Genomic DNA, 2,040 nt, shown 5'->3' on the forward strand with positions numbered 1-2,040 from the left:
ATCACGAAGAGACAGCGCGGCAGCCGGTCGATTCGCCATACCGCATTCTGACACCCACCCAACCGTCAAACAACTAACGACACGCGACACTAGCGTCATGGCGTTCGGCGCAGTACTCGGCAGGACCGCACTACTGAGTGTGCCGACTCTCGCCGGCGGTGTTGTCGCGATGGTGACCTTGTTCGTGCTGCAGCGGTTGCTGGCACTTGCGCAGAAGACTCGGCTGTTCGGTGCGTCGCTACGGCAAGAGCCGGTTCTGCTCATGGTTGGGTGAGATGTCCGCCACGCCGACTTGCTCCGCGCCCGGCTGACACACGATGAACTGCGCCAGCGCCTTCGGCTGGCCGGTATAACGCGCCTTGACGATGTCGCCTGGGTCGTCCTTGAGGCCAACGGTCAGATGAGCGTGGCTCGGCGGGACTCCACGCCAGATCGTTTTCTGGTCGAAGACATTCCCGGATACGCCGAGCAGACCCCATGAACGACGGTGGTCCGCCCGACAATTAGAATATCGGGGCGACGGTGAATCCCGCCTTGTCAACGCCTCGCGAATTTTGACTCGTCGGCCCACGCCATCGTGCTGCCGCCGTTCCTGATTAGGCTGCTGCGGCGGCGTCTGGAGACGCATCCGTATGAGTTCGTGTTCACCAACCCCTGCGGCAGCTGGTTGTGGAGGTCGACCTTCGATCGGCGAGTGCTGCGCCCGGCGATCGACGGTGTCCGCAGGGCGGGCGTGCGGGTCTACTCGGTGTGTCCGGGGTTGACGTTCCACGGGCTGCGGCACAGTCACAAGACGTGGCTGATCGCCGGTGGCGCGCGCCGGAGATCGCGCGGGCTCGCCGTTGGGCCATCACTTGCCGAACCGGGTGGTCGAGGTCTATTCGCACGTGGCGCCGGAGCCATGCTCGTGTACCCGCCGGATCGTGTTGCCGCAGCGCCGACGAACGACGGCCTCCTCCGAGAGGTTCGCCGGGGTACCTGCTGCATTTTTGAAGCCGTCGGTGCCGATATCGGGGAGAGTCAGAGCAACGTTGCGGGCGTCGACGTCCCGTGGCGTGCGAAGTAACGTACAGTCGTTACCCGTCGTTGAGCGGACCGACCTGCGACATATGGGGGCCGCACGTTCACGTTGCAGGTCGGCTCGAAGCCGTGGTGGCGAGGGACACGATTCTCCGGCGATTCCAATATCGGGTCGTCGTCGGCCTCCCGACCGAGCGCCACCTCGGAACCGTGGACGTCATCGACCTGGGCGCGCTTGTGCCTGGTTGTCTACACCACCGAATTCGCGCCGGAGTCGGCTGCTGCGGCATTCGACACCGCAATCGAGGAGGCCGTCTCGAACCTGCCGACGTCCTTCGCCCGCCGGCACGGCGTCAGCGCTCGGCCGGGAAGTTTCCGCAGATCGGTGTCGCATTCGCGAGTCCGAGTGCGATCCCATGAGGGTGAACCTCGCAGAATCCTGGTATGAGTCCCAGCTGTTGTGGTCGGTCACCGCTGTGGTGGTGGCGATCGTGTTGGGTGTTCCGGCCATCGTCGTCGCTGTCTGCGCGCTGCCTCGGCGCCGGCTGACCTATACGGTGCTCTCCGACATTCCGCTGCTGAGCCGGAGCGTGTCCGGATCATTGGAAGTGCGGCACGAGGGGCGGGTGGGCGATGATCCTCGCGTGGTGACGGTCGTACTGGTTGGCAGTGGTCGTCAGGACATTCCCAGCAGCGGCTTCGACCAAGGGAGACCGCTGGTGCTCGACTTCGCCGTCCCGATTGTTGAGCTGCTGACGGCACAATCTGCCTCGCCTTCATTGGTGCCTGCGCCGCAGGTGCGGATGGACACCACGGCGCTGCTGGTCGGGCCATCGCTGATCAGCAAACGGCACGTGCTCACGTACAGCGTTCTCGTAGACGGCCAAGCCGACCTGGCCTGCCAAGCACCGTTGGAAAACGTCCTTGATGCGCCCCGGGTCTGGTGCAGGTCTCGTTGTCTGTCACCGAGCCCGGGCAGGCTCGAAGGGTTGATCGTAGCGTGACGCTTGGTGGCCGGCT

At 64.6% G+C, this 2,040-nt stretch carries 3 protein-coding genes; all 3 read left to right on the forward strand.

Features of this window, described 5'->3' with window-relative positions; genetic code table 11:
- Positions 1–274, forward strand: a 274-nt coding sequence (locus AB0383_RS50005; RefSeq protein ID WP_366191700.1) for a hypothetical protein, incomplete at its 5' end; no start/stop codon positions are given.
- 18 nt (positions 275–292) lie between these two features.
- On the forward strand, positions 293–481 hold the full coding sequence (locus AB0383_RS50010) for a YetF domain-containing protein (protein ID WP_364189796.1): 189 nt from the start codon (positions 293–295) through the stop codon (positions 479–481).
- A gap of 961 nt (positions 482–1,442) precedes the next feature.
- Complete coding sequence (locus tag AB0383_RS50015; RefSeq protein ID WP_364189794.1) at positions 1,443–2,024, forward strand: hypothetical protein; 582 nt, start codon at positions 1,443–1,445, stop codon at positions 2,022–2,024.
- Positions 2,025–2,040 lie beyond the last annotated feature (16 nt).

Origin of the sequence: Amycolatopsis sp. NPDC051373, assembly GCF_040689465.1 — a bacterium.
Taxonomy (GTDB): Bacteria; Actinomycetota; Actinomycetes; order Mycobacteriales; family Pseudonocardiaceae; genus Amycolatopsis.